Consider the following 22957-nt stretch of genomic DNA (forward strand, 5'->3'; position numbering starts at 1 on the left):
ACTCTATCTTGCAATAAAAAAGAGCAAGAAAGGGGGAGGGATGGACGATAAAAAACGAGAGTATTAGAGTCTGCCTTCTTCTCTATAAGAAAAGAATTTGCCGTCTCCAATGATGATGTGGTCGAGGAAAAAGAGGCGAAGAAAGTCGCATCCTTCTTTCAATTGTTGGGTGAGTTGGTCGTCAGCTCTGCTTGGTTGAATGTTATTACTGGGGTGATTGTGGCAGAACACCACTACAGTGGCGTTGCACAAAAGGGCTTCTTTCACCACAATACGCACGTCGACAGCCGTTTCTGTTATGCCTCCTTTCGACAATTGCACCGCTTTGATGAGCTTGTAGCCTTGATTAAGGTATAAAACCAAGCCGTGTTCAACGCTCTGTTCGCCAATAATGCAATGCGCATAGCGATATATTGCCTCGGCACTGCTAAGCGTTTCTTGCTCTATAACGTCCGATTGTGCACGTCGTTTGCCCAATTCACATGCCGCAAGAATCGTTACTGCCTTGGCTTCTCCAATGCCTTTAAACGACATAAGTTCGCTTGCGGTCATCTTTCCCAATGCATTTAAATTGTTATTGCATTGCGAAAGCACCTGTTTCATCACCATCACGGCATCTGTTTCGGCATATCCTGTGCCTATAAGAATGGCTAATAGCTCGGCATTCGACAAACTTTGAGCACCTTGTTTCAATAGTTTCTCTCGTGGTCTGTCGTCTTCGGGCCAGCTTGTAATACTGAGTTTCTTGTCCATTGGTTAGTAAGTAGTAGTTGGTTTGTAGGTTGGGTGGGATAGAAAAGCCTTATTTATAGAAGTTCTTTTCAAAGGCTTGAAACTCGTCTAAGCCTCTAACACATCGCTTCCACCATGCTTCAATAAAGCCAAGTCCATAGCCCATCAACTGCGTAAAGGCTGCACCTACCGACAAAAAGCCAATTTTTATGCTCTTATAGTGCGTTGCCGAGTCGATGAAAATAAGTATACTATAAAGCAAAAGGAGTGAAAGTGGAACGAAACTGCACAAAAGAAGGGCAGAAAGGCATAGCAAGAATACCCCAACGGTGAACACTGCGGGCAAGAGATGCACCAGTTTGAGCGACGAAGGGTATTTCTTGTATAAGTTAATTCGTGCTATTCCGCTGTTGTAAACCTGCTTAAAGAACTTACGAAAATCGGTTCTTCGTTTGTGATAAACCCATGCTTCTGGAAACAAACGACATCTATATCCATTGTCGAAGATGCGTATTGAAAAGTCGATATCTTCGCCAAAGCGCATCTTTGAGAATCCATTCAAAGCCTTATAGACATCGCTTTTGATGCCCATGTTGTATGAACGGGGATAGAACTTGTCGAGTTTTTTCTTGCCACCTCTTATTCCTCCAGTGGTAAAAAACGAGGTCATAGAGTAAGAAATGGCTTTTTGTATGGGCGAAAAGTCGTGATGTGCCCTGTCGGGACCACCAAAAGCGTCGCATGGTTCTCGCTTAATTTCGTCGAGAACATGTTGCATATAGGTCTCAGGAAGCACCACATCGCTATCTAAAACGATGTAATATTCACCGCAAGACTTATCTGCTCCGTAGTTTCTTGATTGTCCTGGACCGCTATTTTCTTTGTAATAATAATGTAAGTTCAATTGTTCAGAAAAGCGTTCGCACACCTCTTTACATGTAATTTGCGAACCATCTTCCACCACAATCACCTCGAACATACTGCTATCTACAGTTTGTTGGGTTAAGCTTTGCAAGAGTTCTTCCACCTCATTGGGTCGGTTGAACACAGGAATGATGAATGAAAATAACGGCATAGACGGCTAAATGGTTTAGAAAAGTAATGAAACAAAACGGCAACCCTTTATCACTTGGTTCTAAAGGGTTGCCATCTCGATATGTAAATTATTCTTTTACACGTTGAATATAAGAACCATCTCGTGTGTCAACTTGAATTAAGTCGCCTTCATTGATGAACAAAGGAACACGGATTTCTACACCTGTTTCAAGTGTTGCAGGCTTAGTTGCGTTAGTTGCAGTGTCGCCTTTGATACCTGGTTCGCTGTGAGTAATGCGCAAGTTAGTCTTCACTGGCATCTCAGCAAACAACACTGTACCGTCTGTTGTGTCTGTAACTACTTCAACAATATCGCTCTCTTTCATGAAAGCAACACCAGAAATAGCTTCACGAGGGATTGGAGATTGCTCGAAAGTTTCTTGGTTCATGAAGATATAATCTTCACCATCTTGATATAAGTATTGGTAAGGACGACGTTCGATGCGTACATCTTCAAGCTTGAAACCAATTTGGAATGTACGTTCAAGTACACGACCTGTGGTTACGTTCTTTAGCTTTGTACGCATAATTGTATTACCTTTACCTGGTTTTACATGTTGGAAATCGATGCAAAGCCATATACCATTGTCCATACGGATGCAAGTTCCGATCTTAATTTCTTGTGAGTTGATCATTTTTGTTTATCTATTTTTGATATTAACTTTTTATTCCAGTAAATATACTCTTTTGTAATTGCTTTTCAATAGCATTGCTTTTGAGTTGTAAATGTAATGCTTTTGCACTTAAAAAGCGTTGCTTTTACATTCTAATTTGCATGCTTTTCAAAATCATTTCGTATGTTGTTGATTATTAGTAAGTATGCATTCAAACAACAACAGCATTGCTACTTTTATTGTAAGTTATGGCGCAAAGTTACAAAGAAAATATAAAAAAGAATGAGAGAACGCACTAAAAATCAAATAATTCTTTGTTATTTAAAAAGAAATAAGTAATTTTGCAACCCGAGTTCGAATAATAATAACAATAAATAAATAAATAAAATGAAAAGAACATTTCAGCCTCATAACAGACGAAGAGTTAATAAACACGGCTTTAGAGAAAGAATGTCTACTAAAAATGGACGTCGTGTATTGGCTGCACGTCGTGCTCGTGGCCGTAAGAAACTTACTGTTTCTGACGAACATCATGGTAAATAATCAACTATTTATCATCGAGAATGATGGTGAAAGGCAGTAAAAAGATTGATAAGTCTTTTTACTGTCTTTTGTTGTTTATAGTGAACTAAGCTACCTTGGCAACCTAATTAGAAGGAAAAAGCAACGCTTTGAAAAACCATTTTGTATAGAGGTGCTATATATAATAAGGTGAACTATAATTCAAAACAACTCTTTTGATAGGATTTCTGTAGATTAAAATGTATTTATTAGACCCCTTTTAAGAAAATGAAAAAGAAGATATTGTCGCTTGTAACCATGCTTGTTGCAGTGTTATTGGCGAGCTGTGGCAATTTAAGCACAGACGAAATAAACGAGAAATGCGCTTCGGGTGTAGTGCTGATACGCAACCAAAGCTACTTTGAATTGCGCCTAAATAATGGTGAATCTTTTTATTTTACAGACTTTAATAAGGAAGAAGACACCTTTGAAGGATGGACTTCTGAACGCAGTGAGATAGAGAAAAACGAGAGTTATGGCACTGGTTTCTTTATATCTGATAAAGGATTGATTGCCACCAATAATCATGTTGTGGCGTCAAAGATCGATGAAGACGAGACAAAGAGATCGTTATCGGAAATGTTTAATAACTATAAAGAGGCTTGTTATGGCGAATATTATAGCTATAATGAGGAAATAGAAGGACTCGAAGATACTAAACAAGAGAAGTTTAATGCAGGTGAAGACTACTCAAAAGAAGACTCTATACTTGCTGAAATTCGTCAAGAAAGAGCCGAAATAGAAACAAGATATCGTGAATTAGAAAGGATAAACATTCATAAGAGTAAGCTTATTTACCACCGAGAGATTGGTATTTCGTATAATAACTCATGGGTAAAGAAAGAATCTGACATTATTCCTTGCACCGTGTTAAAGACTGATGCGCAACACGACTTAGCGATTATTCAGCTTGATAGCAAGGTAACTCCAAGCGAAAACTATATCTTTAACGTGCCAGCAGTAGATCCATTGAACTCTTATAGCTTTAAAGATAATATGAAAAAGAAGGCAGGAGAAGATAAAAACTCAAGTGTTTACATGATTAGTTTCAATCTTGGTCCACAGCTTGCGCTTACCACTGAGGGTATAAAATCACAGATAAACTTAGGTAATATCTCGCAAAAAACCGATGAGCAACTACTCTATTCAATTCCAAGTTTACCAGGTTCGAGCGGTTCTCCCGTTGTAAATGAACAAGGAGAGTTGGTTGCTGTGAACTTTGCAGGACTCAGTACGACTCAAAGTTTCAACTATGGTATCCGTGTAAAATTCCTTTATAGCTTGCTACAAAGCCTACCAAAGTAAGCCAAAATAAAGAATATAGAATACAAAATAAGGCTCTTTTCGATCGTGAAAAGAGCCTTATTGCTTTTTATAACATTGCTGTTGTGTCGTCATTTTATGGAATACTCTCACCTTCGATATATTGTTCGAGGAACAAATGCTCGCCATCGAACACCGCATAGGTGAATTGTGTGATCCAATCTCCAAGTATAATCATACGTGCTTTGCGTGATAATACAAGGTCGAGTTCGATGTGTCGGTGTCCATAAATAAAGTAGTCGACATCAGAATGAGTCTTTAAATAGTCCTTAGTGAATAGCACCAAGTGTTCTTTATCTTCGCCCATGTAGCGTGGTTCTTGTCCTGCCATGTGCTTTAAACGGCTCCTTTTTGCCCAATTTAAGCCCAAAGCAAGTCCCCAACGTGGGTGAATGGCATTCAAAAGACGCTGACAAGTTTTGTTATGGAACAGCTTTCGAAGTAGTTTAAACTTCTTATCAGGGTCGCCAAGGCCGTCTCCGTGTGCCAAAAAGAACACCTTATCGTATAATTCAACGGTCTCTGGCTCTTTATGAATAATCATTCCGCATTCCTTTTCAAAGTATCCATAACTCCATAGGTCGTGATTTCCCACAAAGAAATGCACCTCGACACCCATGTCAGTCAATTCAGATATCTTGCCAAAGAAGCGAGTATAGCCTTTAGGAACGCATAGTTTGTATTCGTTCCAAAAGTCGAATATATCTCCAAGGAGGTATATTGCCTGTGCTTTATGCTTGATAGAATCGAGGAAACGCACAATTCTTCGTTCTTGAGTGCGTCCGTGTTCTATTGCAAGCGAGCCAAGATGGGCATCAGAAAGGAAATAAATGTTCTTCATATTATTGAATCATTGGTTATTCAAAACCTAACTCAACACGTGCTTCTTCGCTCATCATGCTTTGATCCCATGCAGGTTCAAACACAAGATTTACCTTTGTTGAGGTGACACCTGTTAAGCTTTCCACTTTTGATTGTACGTCGGCAAGAATGAAATCTGCCGCAGGACACGCTGGAGCTGTAAAGGTCATATCCAGTTCAACGCCTCCTTCTTCGTTTACATCGATACTATAAATTAAGCCAAGATCGTAGATGTTTACGGGTATTTCAGGGTCGTAAACGGTTCTAAGAACATCTACTATGCTTGCTTCTATCTTGAGTTTTTCTTCTTGTGTCATATTCTTTATTTTTAATTATGTATTCTACAAAGATAAATAAAATACTCCAATTGTGCATAAGTTTTGCGATAATCATTGCTTTTTCTTTAGAAAGTGCAAATCGCTTCTTTTCTTTTGAATGAACAAGATAGAAGCGAGTGCGAACTAAAAGCATAGCTTTTGATGGCTCATAGCAATGCTTTTGCAGCCTAAACTCAATGCTTTTACAGTCTAAAAACATAGCTTTTAGAGTGCGAAGGCAAAGTGATGTGTTTTGGAATGGGTTGAGATGAAGCTAAAAAGCCTTTGAATAAAGAGATATAGAGGGTTTTATTAGAAGGCGATATAGGGTTTTAATCGCTCAATATCTTGTTGCGAAAATTCTTTTAATTGTTGCAATTCGTCGATGCTTTTTATGGCTCCTTTAATCCTTCTATAATCGATAATGGCTCGGGCTTTATAGAAATTGAAATAAGGGTGACGCTTTAATTGATTTAAAGAGAGTTGGTTGATGTGCAAAGGTTGAATGTCGTTGGGGTTGGTTTGGAAGTAGGGAAGTGCCTCAGAGGGGAAGTTTTCGATTTCGTTGAGCTGTTTTTCGGAATAGAATCCGCCTAAGCGTGAGCGGTAACGAACAATCTCTCGGGCAAAGAAAGAGCCAATTCCTGGTACCTTTTTCAGTTCGTTGGTGTCTGCAACATTCAATAAAATTTGCTCGTTGGCACGTAATTTATGGGCAAAATGGGTGGAGTCGTTTCGTTTGGGCTTGTCGGAATGAATAAAGTTGGCAGCTTCTTGATAGTCGGAAGATATCGAGATATAAGGCTCGAGTGTGCGATATTGCTTTAAGGTGAGTCCATAGAGCTTGGCAAAATCACTGGCTTGACGATATATTCCACCCTTAGCTCGATAGCGATAAATGCTCTTCACTTGCCAAGGTTGCAAGCCTAAGGAAAGTAATAGGGTGCTGTCGGCAGTGTTGGGGTCGAACTTTTGCAGGTGAATGGCAATGCCGTCTTCCTCTTTATAATAAGTTTTTGGGGTGCCGTTGAGGCTGCTTTTATCTGTGATTAGCTTTGCGGTGGTGTTGCTAATGTTGCTGTTGGGGTGGGAAAGTAGGTGCCTTTTGCCCACAAGAAAAATAGTGGCAACAACGCAAATGCCGATGAATAGAATGGAAAGGGCACGCCTATCCGATCGCTGAAGATAAAAGAAATATTTCAGTTTCATGGTGGTTGTGGTTAGTAATAAAGGGTTCTTGGTGGCGATTAAAGGTATGTGTGGGGGCGAGGTTATGGTTCTTTGCTTTGCAATTGCTCTTCTGCCCACTTATCTTTCCATAGTTTATAGGGGAAGTGTAGCAAGAAAGAGTTATAGAATCGCTTGTCGCCTGTAACCTCTTTTTCGATAAAATCGGGCTTAATAAAAGGCTCGTCAATGCTCGAAAGCTCTACTTCTGCCATGATTAAACCTTCGTTGTCGCCATAAAATTCGTCTACTTCAAAGGTATGCTCACCGCTTTTGATAAAGAATCGCTCTTTCTCTATCATTCCGCCTTTGCATAATTTGAATAGATTTTCTGCCTCTTCGTGGGTGATTTCTTTCTCAAATTCATAGCGAGAGAGTCCTCCATCGACCGAACGAGACTTGATGGTGAGGAACGATTTGTCGCCTTTTGTTCTAATTCTAACGGTTGCATCTTGGCAAGGAATATAGCCTTGCTTAATGGTTTGATGAGCAAAGGCAAGGCTTTTAAATGCTTTTGCCTTGCTCACAATAAACTTTCTTTCTATTTCTAAGCCACTCATTTATACAAAAAAGAATGAAGCCATACTTAATAAACCAAGAATAATAAGGGCAATGAAAATGTACTTGATAACGTTCTTTGCCTCTTTTTCTTCGTGTTCTCTACGTTTCTTACGGTTAATCTTACTTTTTTCGCTCATAGTTGTATAGAATTTAATTGTTAATGGTTTATTGATTGTTATTTAATTTGATATCTTTTGCTTGAAAAGGGCTTTGAAAGTATGGTGCGATGGCAAACTAATTTATTGCTCATCGTTCACTGGAAACTCCATTAAGTAAGCCTTAATGAACTCGTCTATCTTACCATTCATCACGCCATCTACATCAGTTGTTTGATAATTGGTGCGGTGATCTTTCACTCTTCTGTCGTCAAATACATAACTTCTAATTTGACTTCCCCATTCAATCTTTTTCTTTCCTGCTTCTATTTTCGCTTGAGCTTCGAGTCGTTTCTTCATTGCTCGGTCGTAAAGTTGCGACTTTAGCAAGCGCATAGCATTGTTTCTGTTTTCTAACTGCTTTCTACTTTCAGTGTTTTCAATCAAGATTTCCTCTTCAACTCCAGTGTCGGGGTCGGTATATTGGTAGCGCAATCGTACTCCAGTTTCAACCTTATTGACGTTCTGTCCACCTGCTCCTCCACTTCGAAAGAGGTCCCAACTCACCTTAGAAGGGTCTACATACACCTCAATAGTATCGTCAACGAGGGGCGAAACGAATACACTTGCAAACGAAGTCATTCTTTTTCCTTGCGCATTGAATGGAGATACTCGCACAAGTCGATGCACTCCGTTCTCACTTTTCAAGTAACCGTAAGCAAATTCGCCTCCTTCTATCTCCATAGTAACGCTCTTTATGCCCGCTTCGTCGCCTTCTTGGAGGTTACTTATGGTGACTTTATGTCCGTGAGACTCTGCCCATCGCATGTAAAGTCGCATCAACATTGATGCCCAGTCTTGACTTTCGGTACCTCCAGCGCCTGAGTTGATCTTAAGAACACAATCCATTGGATCTTCTTTTTGGCGCAACATGTTCATCAACTCCAATGCTTCTACAGCTTGAAGAGCCTTTTTATAGGTTTCATCTACTTCGCTTTCAGAAACCATTTCGTCGTGAAAAAAGTCGAAAGAGAGCTGCAACTCGTCTGCCAAAAGGCGCACTTCTTTGTAGCCAACGAGCCACTTTTCGATGCCTTTTACCTTCTTCATTTGCTCTTGTGCACGCTCAACATCGTCCCAAAAGTCGGGTGCTTGCGTTCTAAGTTGCTCTTCTTCGAATTCAACTTTCTTCTCTTCTATATTTAAATAGGAGTAGAGTGCGTCTGCTCTTTCTTGTATATCTTTGAGTTGTTCTGCCGTAATCATTCACTGAAAGTGTTTTAGTTGTTTATTAAGAAACAACGACCTATATCCTTTTTGAGGGGTTATTGATTATTCGACGTACATCTTTTCGATGACATCTTTATAGTTTTCGTAGATAACTCTACGTTTTAATTTGAGCGTGTTAGTTAGCTCTCCAGCCTCAATACTAAAGTTTCTGGGTAGGAGAGTGATGCGTTTCACCTGTTCATAGCTTGCCAATTGCTGTTGAATGGTGCTAATTCTGTCCATCACCAGCTTGTTTATTTTCGAGTTACTGCAAAGCTCTTCTTTTGAATTGAACGGGATATTGTGCGACAAAGCATATTCTTCTAGCAACTGATAGTTAGGCACAACGAGTGCAGAAACAAACTTTCTTTCGTCGGCAATGATTGTTACTTCGTCGATATATCTATCTACTAATAATAAAGTTTCAATTTGTTGAGGAGCGATGTACTTTCCATTTGAAGTCTTAAAGAGATCCTTTATTCTCTCAGTTAAGAAGAGCTCGCCATCTTTAATGTATCCAGAATCACCTGTATGGAAGAACCCATCGCTGTCGAAAGCAGCCTTGTTGATTTCGTCTCTCTTATAATATCCCTTTGTAATGGTAGGACCTTTGAGTAGAACCTCATTGTTTTCGCCTATTTTTATCTCAAGACCTTCGATTGGAATACCCACAGATCCAAGAGTAAAAGGTTTGCCTCTATGGTCGCACGACACTGTTGCTAAGCTCTCAGTAAGTCCATATCCAGCCAACATATCAATGCCAATAGCATGTACAAAGGTCTCTATTTCGGGCGAAATGCGAGCTCCTGCGGTTGGAAAGATATTTGGTTCGGTGAAGCCTAGTTGCTTTCTAACCTTGCTAAGTATTGTTTTATTGAGTAAATTGTATTCCAATCGCAATGCAAGAGGAGGTGTTTTGCCCTTACTTAGATAGTCTATATTGTGCTTTTTGCCCACAGATAGGGCGTGTTTGAATATCTTTTGCTGAATAGCACTTGCGCTTTCAATCTTCTCATTCACTCCACTATAAACCTTTTCCCAGAACCTTGGCACTGAAGACATGCAGGTTGGGTGAGTCTCTTTCAATGAGATCAAGATGTCTTTAGGATTGGTATTGATGATGATTTGTGCGCCCTTGCTTAGTGAAAGATATGCCCATGCACGCTCAAAGATATGTGTAAAGGGCAAGAAGCTCATCACTCGGTCGGTATCTGTAACGGGAACGCATTTCGTATTGGCTTCAAGTGCAGCCTCATATTGGCCGTATGTAAGCATAACACCTTTGCTATCGCCCGTCGTTCCGCTTGTATATAAGATATTACACAAGTCGTCATTGCTTGCAGTGCGATACAATTCCTCAACCTTTTCTTGATGTTGTAGCCCTTTACCAAGTTGAATAAAGTCCTTAAAATATAAGGTAGTGTTATCTTCTTTGGTAAGAGTTACACTCTCATCGAATACAATAATCTGTGTAAGAGAAGGGCAATGCGAAAGCACTCTGCGTGCTTTGTCGTATTGATCTTGCTCTCCAACGAACACCATTCGTATCTCTGCATCATTGATAATGAATTGAATTTGTTGTTCACTACTTGTTGCATAGAATGGAATAGTGATGGCTTTAACTCCATAAGCGCCAAAGTCTGTGTACAAATACGATAGGCAGTTCTGCGAAAACACAGCAATCTTATCGTGTGGTTGTATTCCTAATTCGAGAAAAGCGTTGCTCACTTCTTTCACATGTTGTGAAAATTCGTTCCATGAAACGCTGTTCCACGAATCGCAACCAAAATCTTTATACGTTAAAGCTGGCTTTTCTTTATATTGCGAAGCCATTGTATGTATAAGAACAGAGAGGTGACGTTGGTTTTGCATATTGTGTCGATTATTGATTTACTATTTGCAAAGATAATGTAAAAATATTGATTTGAAGACAGTTATTTTTGATTTTATTCTACCCAACGGCAGAGGTGCTACTATATAATAAGGTGTAAATAGACGAGCAGAGAGCCTTTCTTTAAAAGAGAAAATACATTTTTTTAGAACCTAATAGCAGGTGTATATTATTTTGTTTAATATATTTTACGAAAATAATGAGTCGAAAATTACTTTTTGAAGGTTTTTTATTAAATAACTAAGAAAATAATGCTTTTAAATTAATTTATATCAAATAAAAGCATTAACTTTGCATCGAAATCATAAAACCTGTGTGTTTTTATGCTATAACATCTTAAAAAATGAAAGCCCAGAGGGCGTAATAATTACCTTAGACTTCAACAATAACACGCTAAAGAGCGTATTGTTAAACAGCTTGATTACATTAATTAATAACTTAAAACAATAGATTATGATGAAAACATCTACTACTAAACGAATTGGTATGGCACTTGTCATGCTATTTGTATGTGCTTTTGCATTTGCAGAAGATTTGCGTCTTGATTTTAAGAAGAATCCTATGGAATGGCCTAATGGTCGTGATAAGATGGCGCTTAACACCGAATACACTTATAAAGATATTGTCTTTACAGTGACAAAGTTCGATGGACGCTTTAAAACTTATATGGATAGAAATTATTTAACCATTAATCCTTACAATGTTTTTAAATTAAAAGCAATTAATGGAAAGCGCATAAAGAAAGTTGCTTTTCAAATAAGAATGGACGAAGATTACACATTAGAGACTGATGATAAACGCTTTGCAGTGAGAGAAAACTCTAAATATTTCTACCATGAGTGGGACGAAGCAAAGGAAGAAATTGTGTTTACTAATGCAAGTCGCTTAACAGAAGTGATCGTATCAGATATGTTTATCACCTTAGAAGGTGAAGAAACACCTGTAGCTCCAGAACCAGAGGTGCCAACAACAACTGCAACTTACGACTTTAGAAGCTTAAATCCAGCTTGGAATGTTGAGAGTGTAGAATACGATCCTTTCAATAAAACAAATGGAAAGATTGAAGATGACCATACACTTGTGCAAGATGGAGTAGTGCTTACACCATCAAATGTGGCTCGAAACGAATATATTCGTGTATTAGAACATATTCTAACAATACCTGCAACCAGTGGTTTCTCACTCGAAGCACCAGCAGGAAAGACCATTGCTAAAGTAGAATTCCAATTCGGTAGCACAAGAAGTTATCTTAAAGCAAAAGGTTCTAACGACGAAATTGCAGTAGTTAGCAAGATGGGTACATACGAAGTGAATGCTCAAAAGGTATCTTTCGAAGCTATAGAACGCAAGTCTCAAATAGTTAAAATCAATGTTGTTTTGAAAGATGCTACAACAACTGGCATCACAACAGTGCGTGAAACAAAACAAAACGACAATCGTGTTTACAACCTAAATGGTGTTGTTGTGGGCACAACAGAGCAATTAAACACTCTACCAAAGGGCGTTTATATTGTAAACGGAACTAAGATTTTAGTTCATTAAGATGTAAAAATTAATTGTATTAATGATAATGTTTTTAGATGGTAGCCTCGTTGTTCGTGATGAATGACGAGGCTTTTTTGTGCCATCTCCTTTCTTACTTCATCATCGTTCAAAAGCCTTTGCTGTTCAAAGGTGTAGGGTATGTTTCTTAAACTCATTGCTTTTGGCAGGTAATAGCATAGCTTTTGGGGTGCAATAACATTGCTATTATCTTGTAAAAGCACCGCTTTTATTGATGTTATCAAAATCTGTTTCATTAAAATAACCGAATGATTATTCCCTAAAATTCTACTTTTCCAAACGAAAAAGCAAGAATCAAAAAGTGCGTTTTACCACAATCGAAAGCCCGCTTTGCTCATCACTTCTAAAGAAAAAACATTATCTTTGCGGTTAAATATGAGTAAAGAACAACAGTTTGCACCCACACTTTTAGCGTGGTATGGCATCAACGGGCGTGAACTTCCATGGCGCAAAACAACCAATCCCTATTTTATTTGGTTGAGTGAGATCATTCTTCAACAGACAAGAGTTGAACAAGGAATGAGCTATTGGCATAAGTTTGTAGATCACTATGGCACCGTTGAACAGCTTGCTGCAGCCAGTGAAGATGCAGTTCTGTTGCTTTGGCAAGGATTAGGCTATTATTCTCGGGCACGAAACATGCGAGTTGCGGCTCAACAAGTAGTAGAAATGGGCGGTTTTCCCACCACTTCAAAAGAGTTACAGCAGCTAAAAGGTGTGGGCGTTTACACCGCATCTGCCATTGCTTCGTTTGCTTTTAACGAGCAAGTTGCCGTTGTTGATGGTAATGTTTATAGGGTGTTGGCACGCTATTTTGGTATAGATGCACCCATAGACGACCGAAAAGGAAAAGAACTTTTTGAGCAGTTGGCTCAGCGTTTGTTGCCTCATAAAGACAGTGCGCAATATAATCAGGCGATAATGGATTTCGGTGCGCTTCAATGTGTGCCTGCTTCTCCCAATTGTATGCAATGTCCTTTGGTGGAAACTTGCGATGCTTTTAGAAATAATAAGGTTGCAACCCTGCCTGTAAAGCAAAAGAAGGTGAAAAAGCAAAATGTGCTTTTAAATTATGTTTACTTGCAATACAAAGGAAAAACGGCCTTGATGCGTCGAGGAAAGGGTGATATTTGGAACGGATTGTGGCAACCTTTGTTGTTAGAAGACCTGCTTCTACAACCCATTGAACCATCAACCGAGTGCAAAACATTGCAAAAGCACTATCCACAAGCCGTTCAGGTGGTGAAAGATCTCAAACATCTGCTTACCCATCGAACCATCTTTGCCAATATGTTTTTTATCCGATTAGAACAAGAAATTACCCTTCCCGAACCCTATCAGTGGGTGAAAGAAGATGAAATAGAGCAGTATGCACATTCTCGTTTAGTTGAGTTGTTGCTCGAAAAAGTGAGAGATTATTTGGGAGCGAACCACTAAAAAGAGGCTCATCTTATTGCTCTTTTAAAGCATCGAACCACTAAAAAGAAAGCAAAAGAAATAGAAGAACAGCATTATATGAAAAGAAAGAATCCATTGTTTGCCAACATTCAATATTCGATAGGTTATGTTTATCGTTGGATAGTGCGTGCAACCAAGTGTCAAGGTTTCGGCATTCAGTCGCCTTGGGCATTTCGTTTTGCTCGCAATGTCATCAACGAGCATGCTCCATATTATGCTTATAGCGAATTAAAAAAAGCTTTTCCTTATGCCACTAAGCTCGAGCATAAATTAGGAAAACTCTATTTTCGTGTTGCCAACTTTATGCAACCCACTTGCTGGTGCATTGTGGGTGAGGCCGAAGAGTGGATAGAACCCTATGTAAAGGCAGGCAGTAAAACCACTCGAGTGATTGTAGCTAAAACAGAAAAAGAATTGTTTTGTAGCGAATTGGCTAACGAAGAGAGTGTTGTTTTGCTGGTGCAAGACTTTAATGTGGATAACACATTGCTTCAAAATGCAATCTCTCTGCTTTCAGAAAAGAGCGTTGTGGTGATGCCACACATCTATAAAAACAGCGTAAACAAAAGGCTTTGGCGTTTTATTGTGAACGATACTAAGGGGCAAGAGTGTTTCGATTTATACTATTGTGGACTGGCTTTCCTCGACCAAAAACGACATCCTCATTATTATAAAATAAACTTTTAAATAGGTGCAAAATAGCCCTTTGTATCTAAAGAATAATGAGTTAATAGTATAAATAATATAATAAAAAGTACAATAAAGTAGCAATCAAAGCGTTATTAATAACGTGTTGAGAAGATTAATCATAATGGTGGGAGCATTGTTTGCATGCGTTTTGGGTGTAAAAGCGCAATACGATGCTAATTTTAGTCATTATTTCGACATGCCCACATCATTCAATCCTGCCGCAGTAGGAAATCAATCTAAATTGAATGTCACTGCGGCTTATGCTCATAACTTTGCTGGTTTCGAGCATAATCCACGCACAATGTACCTTTCGGGCGACCTTCCTGTTCGCTTTCTGAATAGCTTTCACGGAGTGGGAGGCTATTTTATGAACGATCAAATAGGTTTGTTTACCCATCAAAGCATCAACGCTCAATATGCACTTCAACGCAAATTGTTTGGCGGAGTGCTTGCTATCGGACTTCAAGTGGGTATGCTTACCGAGCAATTTGATGGCACAAAGCTCGATCCAAACGAAGCAAACGACCCTGCATTGCCCACAACTAAGGAGTCTGGAAATGCGGTAGATATGGGCGTTGGCGTCTTCTTTAATAATAAAGACCAATGGTATGTAGGTGCATCGGCAAAACATCTCAATGCTCCAAAGGTGAAACTTGGAGAGCGAAACACACTTCCTGTAGACCCAATGTATTATCTAACGGCAGGCTATCGAATTAAGTTCAGAAACCCATTCGTAACCCTTCAGCCCTCTATCTTGGCACGAACAGATTTAAGTGGCTATCGTGTAGATGTTACAAGTCGTGTGGTTTACAACAACGAAAACCGCTTGTTATATGGCGGTGTGAGCTATAGTCCAACCAATTCGGTGACCTTCTTGATAGGAGGAAGCGTGAAAGGATTTGTGTTAGGCTATAGTTATGAGCTTTATACATCGGCTATTAGTGTTGGGAATGGTAGTCACGAACTCTTCATTGGCTATCAAACCGAAATCAACTTCGCTAAGAAAGGCAGAAATAAACATCAGTCTGTGCGCATCTTGTAAATAGATATTCTTCCTTTATAAAACAGCCATTATCAGCTCATTGATGTGCCAAAAGCGCATCGAAGCAAAACAATAGACAAACAACAAAACGAACAATATAAAGAGATTAAATAATATAAATGAGAAAACAAGTAACATTCCTTTGGACATTTATTGCAGCCATAGCTCTTAGTAGCTGCTTTGGTAGTAAGAATGCCACCACAAATTCGAAGCGAGGTGGTGAGGTTGTTGGAGTGAGTGGTCGCCCTTTTAGCGAGCCAACGCCTTATGGTATGACTAAAATATCACGTGGCTACCTTCACATGGGTATTGATAAACAAGACTCATTGTGGGGCATGAAAACTCCAGTTAAAGACATATCAGTAGATGGTTTCTGGATGGATGAAACAGAAGTGAGCAACTCTAAATATAAACAATTTGTGATGTGGGTTCGTGATAGTATTCTAAGAACTCGCCTTGCAGATCCTGCTTATGGTGGAGATGAAACCTATTTGATTACAGAAGACAAAGAAGGTAACCCCATTTCGCCACGTATTAACTGGAAAAAGCCACTTCCTCGTAAGCCAAACGAAGACGAAAAGCGTGCTTTTGAAAGTCTTTATAAAACCAATCCCGTTACAGGTGAGAAGCTTTTAGATTATCGTCAGTTGAATTATAGATATCAAATATACGATTACACCACAGCTGCTTTGCGTCGTAACCGATTCAATCCAAGTGAAAGAGATTTGAATACCGACAACGAAGGTGCTCCTGTTGAAACCGTAATGATATCTAAAGATACTGCTTATGTTGATGACGAAGGTCGTATTATCAGTGAAACCATCAACCGAGAGCTAACAAGTGAGTGGGACTTCTTAAACACTTACATTGTGAATGTTTATCCCGATACAACCTGTTGGGTAAACGATTTCCGCAATTCAGACAACGAAGTGTACCTCAGAAACTATTTCAGTAACCCCGCATATAACGACTATCCAGTGGTAGGAGTTACATGGGAACAGGCTAATGCCTATTGTGCTTGGCGCACAGATTACCTCTTAAAGGGGTTAGGAGCAGAGGCAAGATATGTTCAACGCTATCGACTTCCAACCGAAGCAGAATGGGAATATGCTGCAAGAGGAAAGAGTGGAGGTGAATTTCCATGGGAAAACGAGAACGTAAAGAGTGGAAATGGCTGCTTCTATGCTAACTTTAAGCCCGATAGAGGTAACTATACGAAAGACGGAAACTTGATAACAAGTCGCACGGGCATATATTCTGCGAACTCAAATGGGCTCTATGACATGGCAGGTAACGTGGCCGAATGGACTGGAACCATCTATACTGAGGCGGGAGTAGATGCTATGAACGATCTAAATCCACAGCTATCGTATAACGCAGCCAAAGAAGATCCATACAAACTAAAGAAGAAAAGCGTTAGAGGAGGATCGTGGAAAGATCCCGAATCGTATATAAGAAGCGCATGGAGAACATGGGAATACCAAAATCAACCACGCTCTTACATTGGCTTTAGATGTGTAAGAAGCTTAGCAAATACCACAAGTGTGAAACAAAAAAAGAATAAAAAGTAATATGACTGAATATAGTAAATACAACATTGTTTATCGTTTGCAAAAGTGGATAGATAGCGTTCCAGGCCAAACTTTCTTGAACTATGCTTATAGTTGGGGTGCTGCTATCGTTATCTTAGGTACTCTTTTCAAGCTAACTCACTTGCCAGGAGCTAACATTATGCTCTTTATTGGTATGGGAACAGAGGTTTGTGTGTTCTTTATTTCAGCGTTCGACCGTCCTTTCGACAAAACAGCTGATGGCTTAGAACTACCTACTCACCCTGATTTAGATGAGGAAGTGCCAGCAGAACAAAATGCAAGTAAACCTGTAAATACAACAGTTCACACTGCAAATGCAGGCTTTGCATCTCAAAATGTAGCTTTTGTGGCTCCTCAAAGCGTTGCTCCTGCAGTGTCAGAGCAAACCATCTCTTGGACAGAACAACAGCAAACACAAACTCCAGAGCTATTAGATGCACAACAAAGATATGTTACTGAGTTGAATAACTTAAGTGAAATACTATCTAAAGTATCTGCTCAAAGCGAGAGATTGGCACGAGATAGTGAAGAAATAGATAATCTAAATCGCACTATTACGGGTATTACTAAGGTGTATGAGATGCAATTAAAGAGTGCAAGTAAGCAGATGTCGACAATCGATGACATCAATGAACAAAGCGCAAAGATGGCAAGTCAGATAGAACAACTCAACAAAATATATACAAGAATGATTGAGGCCATGACTGTTAATATGCGTGCTTCTGGCGCACCTACAATTGAATAACATCGCAATACATAAACACTATTTATATAATAGGTATGGCAATAAAGAAAAGACCAGTATCTCCTCGCCAGAAGATGATCAATCTTTTGTATGTCGTTTTAATGGCAATGCTAGCCCTCAACGTATCAACTGAGGTGTTAGAGGGCTTTTCTGTGGTAGAAGAAAGCTTGAATAGAACCACAGAGAACGCAACAAAAGAGAACAGTTCGATATACGATAGTTTCGCAAAACAATTGCAATCGAACCCCGAAAAGGTGAAGGCATGGTTTGATAAGGCTACAAGTGTAAAGCAGATGAGCGATTCATTGTATAATTTTGCACAAGAATTGAAAGTCGCTATCGTGAAAGAAGCCGACGGAAAAGACGGCTCTTTAGATGCAATAAAGAATAAAGAAGACCTTGAATCGGCTGCTCATGTAATGCTTGCACCAGGCTCTGGCAAGGGAAAAGCATTGTTCAACGCCATTAATAGCTATCGAACCCGAATCGTATCGATGGTGAATAATGCCGATGAAAAGGCGATAATAGAAAGCAACCTCTCTACCATTGTACCAAAGAATGCCCGCTCTCTGGGTAAAAACTGGCAAGAATATATGTTCGAAGGCATGCCCGTTGCGGCTGCAGTCACCCTTTTATCGAAGCTACAAAGCGATGTTCGCCATGCAGAAGGAACCGTATTACATTCTTTAGTGGCAAATGTTGATGTCAAAGATATCAGAGTGAACAAGCTAACTGCATTCGTTATTCCCGAGAGTAGAACCGTTATGACAGGTGATAGATTTGTTTCTCGCATCGTAATGGCGGCAGTTGACACCACACAACAGCCCGAAATATATATCGGAGGCAGAAAAGTTGCATTGAAAAACAATATCTATGAGTTCGCAGCAGGAGGTGTTGGAGAACACTCTTTCAGTGGTTATATCACCATGAAAGATGGTAATGGCAGTATTATTCGTCGTGACTTTACACAGAAATACAATGTTGTTGCGCCCTCAGCTACCGTTTCTGCAGACTTAATGAACGTGCTTTACGCAGGATTTGATAATCCAATAAGCATCAGTATACCTGGAGTTTCACTCCAAGCCGTTACTGCTTCGATGACAGGAGGAGCTTTTCGCTCTGTAGGTATGGGCAAGTTCATAGCTAAACCCGCCGCTGTTGGTAGCAATGTAACCATCAATGTGGCTGCAAAAGGAGAGAACGGAGTGCGCCAAGTGGGTAAATATACCTTCCAAGTGCGTAAGCTTCCCGATCCAATTGCCTACATCTCGCTTGGAACCGACCGCTTTAAAGGAGGCGCAATCGCTAAAGGTGCATTGTTAGGAGTGAACAATTTGAGTGCAGCAATAGACGATGGACTATTAGATATCAAGTTTAATGTCACCTCATTCGAAACCGTTTTCTTTGATAATATGGGTAATGCGGTGCCTATGACCTCTGATGGTGGCCACTTTTCAGCACGCCAACGAGACGAGTTTAGAAAGCTATCACGCAACAAACGCTTTTATATTTCTCGCATAACAGCCGTTGGTCCTGACGGAATAAGCCGCAAACTACCTGCATCAATGGAGGTAATTGTAAGATAATAATATATAGTTGTAGACTAGAAAAAATAAATATGATGAAGAAAGTGTTTCTATTTCTCTTTGCAATTGTTTTCACCTCATCGGCATTTGCGCAAGCTCCTGCACGACGAGCACAGCAAGAACAATCTAAAAGAGCTAATGCAAATAACATTACAACACGTGCTCGTTTGTCCTTTCCAGTGACAGAAAGCCTGCCCGAAGATGTGGTTTGGCGTCGTGATATCTATCGAGAGTTGAACTTGATGGACGATGCTAATGCTGGATTATACTATCCAACAGAGCCCATTGGCACCCAAATGAACCTCTTTACATATATCTTTAAGTTGATGATGACAGGCAACGTAAAGGCTTATGAATATCGTTTAGATGGCAACGAGCATTTCACTGATAGCGCAAGAATAAAGCCTTTGGCTTTTCTTGATAACTATCACATCTATTATGAGCGTACAGGTAAGGGCATAAGAATAGACGATAGCGATATTCCTTCAAAGGAAGTAAAAGGCTATTACATCAAAGAAAGCTCTTATTATGATCAGTCTACTGCCACATTCCACACCAAAGTGTTGGCTTTATGTCCTATTATGAAACGTGAAGACGACTTCGGTGATGCTGCAACTCCTTATCCTTTGTTCTGGGTTAAGTATGATGATTTGGCGCCATTCCTATCGAAACAGACCATTATGACAAGCAACTTGAACAATGCTGCAGTGATGTCGGTAGACGATTACTTTACAAAGAATATGTATAAGGGCAAGATTTACAAAACAAACAACATGCAAGGACTCACCATTGCACAATATTGTCCAAACGATTCGGCTGTTGCTAAAGAGCAAAAACGTATTGAAAGAGAGATTGCAGCATTCGAAAAGAATATGTGGGGTGATGCAGCTAAGAAAGATTCGCTCGATAGTATTGCTAAAATTGCAAAAGATCAGCCTAAGATAAAGAAGAGAACCAACCGCAGAAGTGGTGAAGTGACAGAGCAAACAGAGGTAAAGAAAAACCGAAGAGCAACCATGTCAACTCCTCGTAGCAGTGGTTCTGCAAGAGTAAGTGTGCGCCGTGAACGCCATCTTGTAGACCCTTCATAAAGTGATATTCCTATATAACTCTTTGTATAACTTATAAATTAAACAACTATGAAAAAGATTTTGTTATTAGGATTAGTAGCTTTTATGGCACTATTCTCTACAAATGCTAATGCACAAGTTACCTTTGGTGTTAAAGGAGGCTTGAATGTTAGTAGCATGAAACTAAATAGTGAATTATTTTCTGCATCTAATAAAACAGGATTCTTCATTGGTCCTACTGCTAAATTCACTCTTCCAATCGTTGGAGTAGGTATGGACGCATCTCTACTTTACGACCAAAGAGAAGTTAAAATAATAGGTAATCGCTTCGACGGAACAACCAAATTGGTTCAAAGTCAAATTGTGTTGCCAATCAACTTTCGTTATAGTGCAGGTCTAGGAAGCTTTGCAAACGTTTTTGGTTTTGCTGGTCCGCAGTTCGGTTTCAACGTAGGTGATAAGTCAAAGACCATCATTCAAGATGTAGCAGACTGGAAATTCAGCAACTCAAACTTTAGTATTAACTTAGGAGTAGGTGCAACTCTTTTTGAACATCTACAAGTAACAGCTAGCTATAACGTTGCTTGTGGCAAGACTGGAGAGCTTACTCTCGAGCAAGGAGTACAGAGTGTTGTGAAAGGTCGCAACAGTTCTTGGCAAGTAGGTGCTACTTATTTCTTCTAAAGAAGAGGCATAGCACAACTTTAAAGCATATAACAAAGAGCACAAAGTTGGCTCTTTAAAACCATAAAGGCAATAATCTTATTGAGGTTATTGCCTTTCTTTTGTACAATGTTCAAACGCCTTGTCCGTCTATCATCACGACATAACGTAGTAAAAGCACTGCTATTGCGCCCTAATCTCAATGCTATTACACCTTAAAAGCAATGTTATTGCAATGTAAACTCATTGCTTTTATTTTAGAATGAAATACTACCTTATTTCTTATCTCTACCTACTTCATTTATGCTTTAACTGTTAATAAATATCAAACAACAATGTAGAAATACGGAAAAATAAAACAATTAAATTACCTTTGCAAAGAATTTAATTACATTATTTTAAGATGATAAGAACTAAATTGACCATGTTGGCAGTTGCAACAACTGTTTCAACAAGTGCGTTAGCTGGTGGATTGCTCACCAATACCAATCAAAACATTGCTTTTAATCGAAACTTTGCACGTGAGGCAACTATCGGAATTGATGGTGTTTACTCAAACCCTGCAGGTGTAATGTTTTTAAATAAGGGATTCCACTTATCGCTTAACTTCCAAAACGTGTATCAAACACGTAGTATTTTGAGTGGAATGACTGTAAAACAACTCGGAGCATTGAACGAGGCTGCATTGCAACAAACACCTTTTTATCAACCTTTCAAACTCAATGGAGGTGATGCACAAGGTAGAAAAGAATATGTAGGAAAGGCTTCAGTGCCCATTCTTCCTTCATTCCAAGCAGCATATAACACCGATAAATGGAGCTTCCAAGCAGGCTTTGGTCTTGTTGGTGGTGGCGGTAAAGCCAGCTTTAATGATGGATTAGGTTCTTTCGAACGTCCTATCTCAATGATTCCTGCATTGCTTTATAGCAAGAACTTAGGTTCAACAACACCAGGATATAGCTTTGATAGCTATTTAAGTGGTCGTCAATATATCTTCGGTATGCAACTCGGAGCTGCTTATAAGATCAACGAAAATGTAGCAGTTTATGGTGGTGTGCGTGTGAACTATGTATGGAATAAATACGAAGGTAGCATCACTAACATCTCTGCTAACATCAATGGCACTAATTATCCACTCCATGAGTATTTCGGTACCACAGCAAATGCTTTGGAAACACAAGCAAAAGCATTGCGTGCTCAAGCACAAACCATTACCGATCCTACAACAATTGCAAAGCTAACAGCAGGCGCAGCCCAAGCAGAAGCAGGTGCAAATGCAATGAGAAAGCAACAAGGTGAAGTGCAAGATAAGCATTTGGAATCAACACAAACAGGTTGGGGAGTGACTCCTATTATTGGTGTTGATGTGAAATTGGGCAAGTGGAACTTAGCTTCTAAATTAGAATTCAATACACATCTCAACATACAAAACGACACCAAACGAGATGATACAGGTATGTTCAAGCACGGAGTGAATACCCCTAACGATATTCCTGCATTGCTAACACTTGGTGCTCAATATGAAATTACACCAGAGGTGCGTGTTATGACTGGTTGGCATCACTACTTTGACAAGAGCGCAAAGATGGCTAATGACAAACAAAAGCTATTGAAGAGCGATACCAACGAGTTCCTTTTTGGTGCAGAGTGGGACGTAACCGACAAGATTTTGGTTAGTGCTGGAACTCAATTAACACGCTATGGTCTTGGAAATGGTGCTTACTTGAACGATATGAGCTTTGTAACAAGTAGCTATTCTATTGGCTTTGGTGCTAAATTCCAAGTGGCAAAGAATATGCATGTCAATGTAGCTTATTTCTGGACAAACTACGAAAAGTTCAATAAAACAACAGAAGCAACTCTTGGAGCTGCACAAGTTGTGAACACAGATGAGTTTACTCGTACCAATAAAGCATTTGGTGTGGGACTCGATATCACATTCTAAGCTATAGAATAAGAAAATAATATAACAATAGACTTTGAATAAATGTGTAAAAACAAT

General features: G+C 39.4%; 23 protein-coding genes. 12 read left to right on the forward strand and 11 right to left on the reverse strand.

Annotation, left to right across the window (positions count from 1 at the left end):
* Positions 1–63 precede the first annotated feature (63 nt).
* The 3 genes from radC to efp all read right to left on the reverse strand — a co-directional run bounded on the left by radC (position 64) and on the right by efp (position 2462).
* Entirely contained in the window at positions 64–753 is a 690-nt protein-coding gene (gene radC, locus A3GM_RS0110485) for a RadC family protein (RefSeq protein WP_018363317.1), read from the reverse strand.
* Positions 754–802: 49 nt separating this feature from the next.
* Entirely contained in the window at positions 803–1807 is a 1005-nt protein-coding gene (locus A3GM_RS0110490; protein WP_018363318.1) for a glycosyltransferase family 2 protein, read from the reverse strand.
* Positions 1808–1895: 88 nt separating this feature from the next.
* Complete coding sequence (gene efp / locus A3GM_RS0110495) at positions 1896–2462, reverse strand: elongation factor P (protein ID WP_018363319.1); 567 nt, start codon at positions 2460–2462, stop codon at positions 1896–1898.
* Positions 2463–2828: 366 nt separating this feature from the next.
* On the opposite strand from efp, the gene rpmH reads away from it, so the two are divergent.
* Positions 2829–2984, forward strand: coding sequence for a 50S ribosomal protein L34 (rpmH, locus tag A3GM_RS0110500; RefSeq protein WP_009228614.1), 156 nt, complete (start codon positions 2829–2831; stop codon positions 2982–2984).
* 246 nt (positions 2985–3230) lie between these two features.
* Complete coding sequence (locus tag A3GM_RS0110505; RefSeq protein WP_018363320.1) at positions 3231–4307, forward strand: serine protease; 1077 nt, start codon at positions 3231–3233, stop codon at positions 4305–4307.
* A 94-nt stretch (positions 4308–4401) separates the two neighbouring features.
* Here the strand turns inward: A3GM_RS0110505 and A3GM_RS0110510 are convergent, their stop codons facing one another.
* The 7 genes from A3GM_RS0110510 to A3GM_RS0110540 all read right to left on the reverse strand — a co-directional run bounded on the left by A3GM_RS0110510 (position 4402) and on the right by A3GM_RS0110540 (position 10527).
* Positions 4402–5166 (reverse strand): UDP-2,3-diacylglucosamine diphosphatase, encoded by a 765-nt coding sequence (locus tag A3GM_RS0110510; RefSeq protein WP_018363321.1) that lies wholly within the window; start codon positions 5164–5166, stop codon positions 4402–4404.
* 16 nt (positions 5167–5182) lie between these two features.
* Entirely contained in the window at positions 5183–5503 is a 321-nt protein-coding gene (locus tag A3GM_RS0110515) for a metal-sulfur cluster assembly factor (RefSeq protein WP_018363322.1), read from the reverse strand.
* A 312-nt stretch (positions 5504–5815) separates the two neighbouring features.
* Complete coding sequence (locus A3GM_RS0110520) at positions 5816–6712, reverse strand: helix-hairpin-helix domain-containing protein (RefSeq protein WP_025830196.1); 897 nt, start codon at positions 6710–6712, stop codon at positions 5816–5818.
* Between the two features lie 62 nt (positions 6713–6774).
* Positions 6775–7290: a CYTH domain-containing protein gene (locus A3GM_RS0110525; RefSeq protein WP_018363325.1), complete on the reverse strand. Its 516-nt coding sequence runs from the start codon at positions 7288–7290 to the stop codon at positions 6775–6777.
* The gene (locus tag A3GM_RS11710; protein WP_018363326.1) at positions 7291–7428 is read right to left on the reverse strand and encodes a hypothetical protein; all 138 of its coding nucleotides are present in this window, start codon (positions 7426–7428) and stop codon (positions 7291–7293) included.
* 102 nt (positions 7429–7530) lie between these two features.
* Positions 7531–8652 carry a peptide chain release factor 2 gene (gene prfB / locus A3GM_RS0110535; RefSeq protein ID WP_018363327.1) on the reverse strand — a complete coding sequence of 374 codons (1122 nt, stop codon included), beginning with the start codon at positions 8650–8652 and terminating at the stop codon, positions 7531–7533.
* Between the two features lie 66 nt (positions 8653–8718).
* Positions 8719–10527 carry an AMP-dependent synthetase/ligase gene (locus tag A3GM_RS0110540; protein WP_018363328.1) on the reverse strand — a complete coding sequence of 603 codons (1809 nt, stop codon included), beginning with the start codon at positions 10525–10527 and terminating at the stop codon, positions 8719–8721.
* A gap of 472 nt (positions 10528–10999) precedes the next feature.
* Between A3GM_RS0110540 and A3GM_RS0110545 the strand changes: the two genes are divergently transcribed.
* The gene (locus A3GM_RS0110545; RefSeq protein WP_018363329.1) at positions 11000–12088 is read left to right on the forward strand and encodes a hypothetical protein; all 1089 of its coding nucleotides are present in this window, start codon (positions 11000–11002) and stop codon (positions 12086–12088) included.
* On the opposite strand, the gene A3GM_RS0110550 is transcribed toward A3GM_RS0110545, so the two are convergent.
* Entirely contained in the window at positions 12085–12345 is a 261-nt protein-coding gene (locus A3GM_RS0110550; protein WP_018363330.1) for a hypothetical protein, read from the reverse strand. The two genes, A3GM_RS0110545 and A3GM_RS0110550, sit on opposite strands and share 4 nt — an antisense overlap.
* Before the next feature lie 139 nt (positions 12346–12484).
* On the opposite strand from A3GM_RS0110550, the gene mutY reads away from it, so the two are divergent.
* The 9 genes from mutY (at position 12485) to A3GM_RS0110595 (ending at position 22900) form a co-directional block, all read left to right on the forward strand.
* The gene (gene mutY / locus A3GM_RS0110555) at positions 12485–13546 is read left to right on the forward strand and encodes an A/G-specific adenine glycosylase (RefSeq protein WP_018363331.1); all 1062 of its coding nucleotides are present in this window, start codon (positions 12485–12487) and stop codon (positions 13544–13546) included.
* A 78-nt stretch (positions 13547–13624) separates the two neighbouring features.
* On the forward strand, positions 13625–14254 hold the full coding sequence (locus tag A3GM_RS0110560) for a hypothetical protein (protein ID WP_018363332.1): 630 nt from the start codon (positions 13625–13627) through the stop codon (positions 14252–14254).
* 103 nt (positions 14255–14357) lie between these two features.
* Positions 14358–15299: a PorP/SprF family type IX secretion system membrane protein gene (locus A3GM_RS0110565; protein ID WP_026216192.1), complete on the forward strand. Its 942-nt coding sequence runs from the start codon at positions 14358–14360 to the stop codon at positions 15297–15299.
* Positions 15300–15418: 119 nt separating this feature from the next.
* Positions 15419–16870 (forward strand): T9SS ring complex lipoprotein PorK/GldK, encoded by a 1452-nt coding sequence (gene porK / locus A3GM_RS0110570; RefSeq protein ID WP_018363334.1) that lies wholly within the window; start codon positions 15419–15421, stop codon positions 16868–16870.
* 1 nt (position 16871) lies between these two features.
* Entirely contained in the window at positions 16872–17636 is a 765-nt protein-coding gene (porL, locus tag A3GM_RS0110575) for a type IX secretion system motor protein PorL/GldL (RefSeq protein ID WP_018363335.1), read from the forward strand.
* 35 nt (positions 17637–17671) lie between these two features.
* Entirely contained in the window at positions 17672–19222 is a 1551-nt protein-coding gene (gene porM / locus A3GM_RS0110580) for a type IX secretion system motor protein PorM/GldM (RefSeq protein ID WP_025830194.1), read from the forward strand.
* Positions 19223–19257: 35 nt separating this feature from the next.
* A complete protein-coding gene (gene porN / locus A3GM_RS0110585) occupies positions 19258–20313 on the forward strand; it encodes a type IX secretion system ring subunit PorN/GldN (RefSeq protein WP_025830193.1) in 1056 nt (351 codons plus the stop codon).
* 48 nt (positions 20314–20361) lie between these two features.
* Positions 20362–20976 (forward strand): porin family protein, encoded by a 615-nt coding sequence (locus tag A3GM_RS0110590; RefSeq protein WP_018363338.1) that lies wholly within the window; start codon positions 20362–20364, stop codon positions 20974–20976.
* Between the two features lie 382 nt (positions 20977–21358).
* Complete coding sequence (locus tag A3GM_RS0110595) at positions 21359–22900, forward strand: membrane protein (protein WP_018363339.1); 1542 nt, start codon at positions 21359–21361, stop codon at positions 22898–22900.
* Positions 22901–22957: the final 57 nt, after the last annotated feature.

Origin of the sequence: Hoylesella nanceiensis DSM 19126 = JCM 15639, from assembly GCF_000379965.1 — a bacterium.
Classification (GTDB): Bacteria; Bacteroidota; Bacteroidia; order Bacteroidales; family Bacteroidaceae; genus Prevotella; species Prevotella nanceiensis.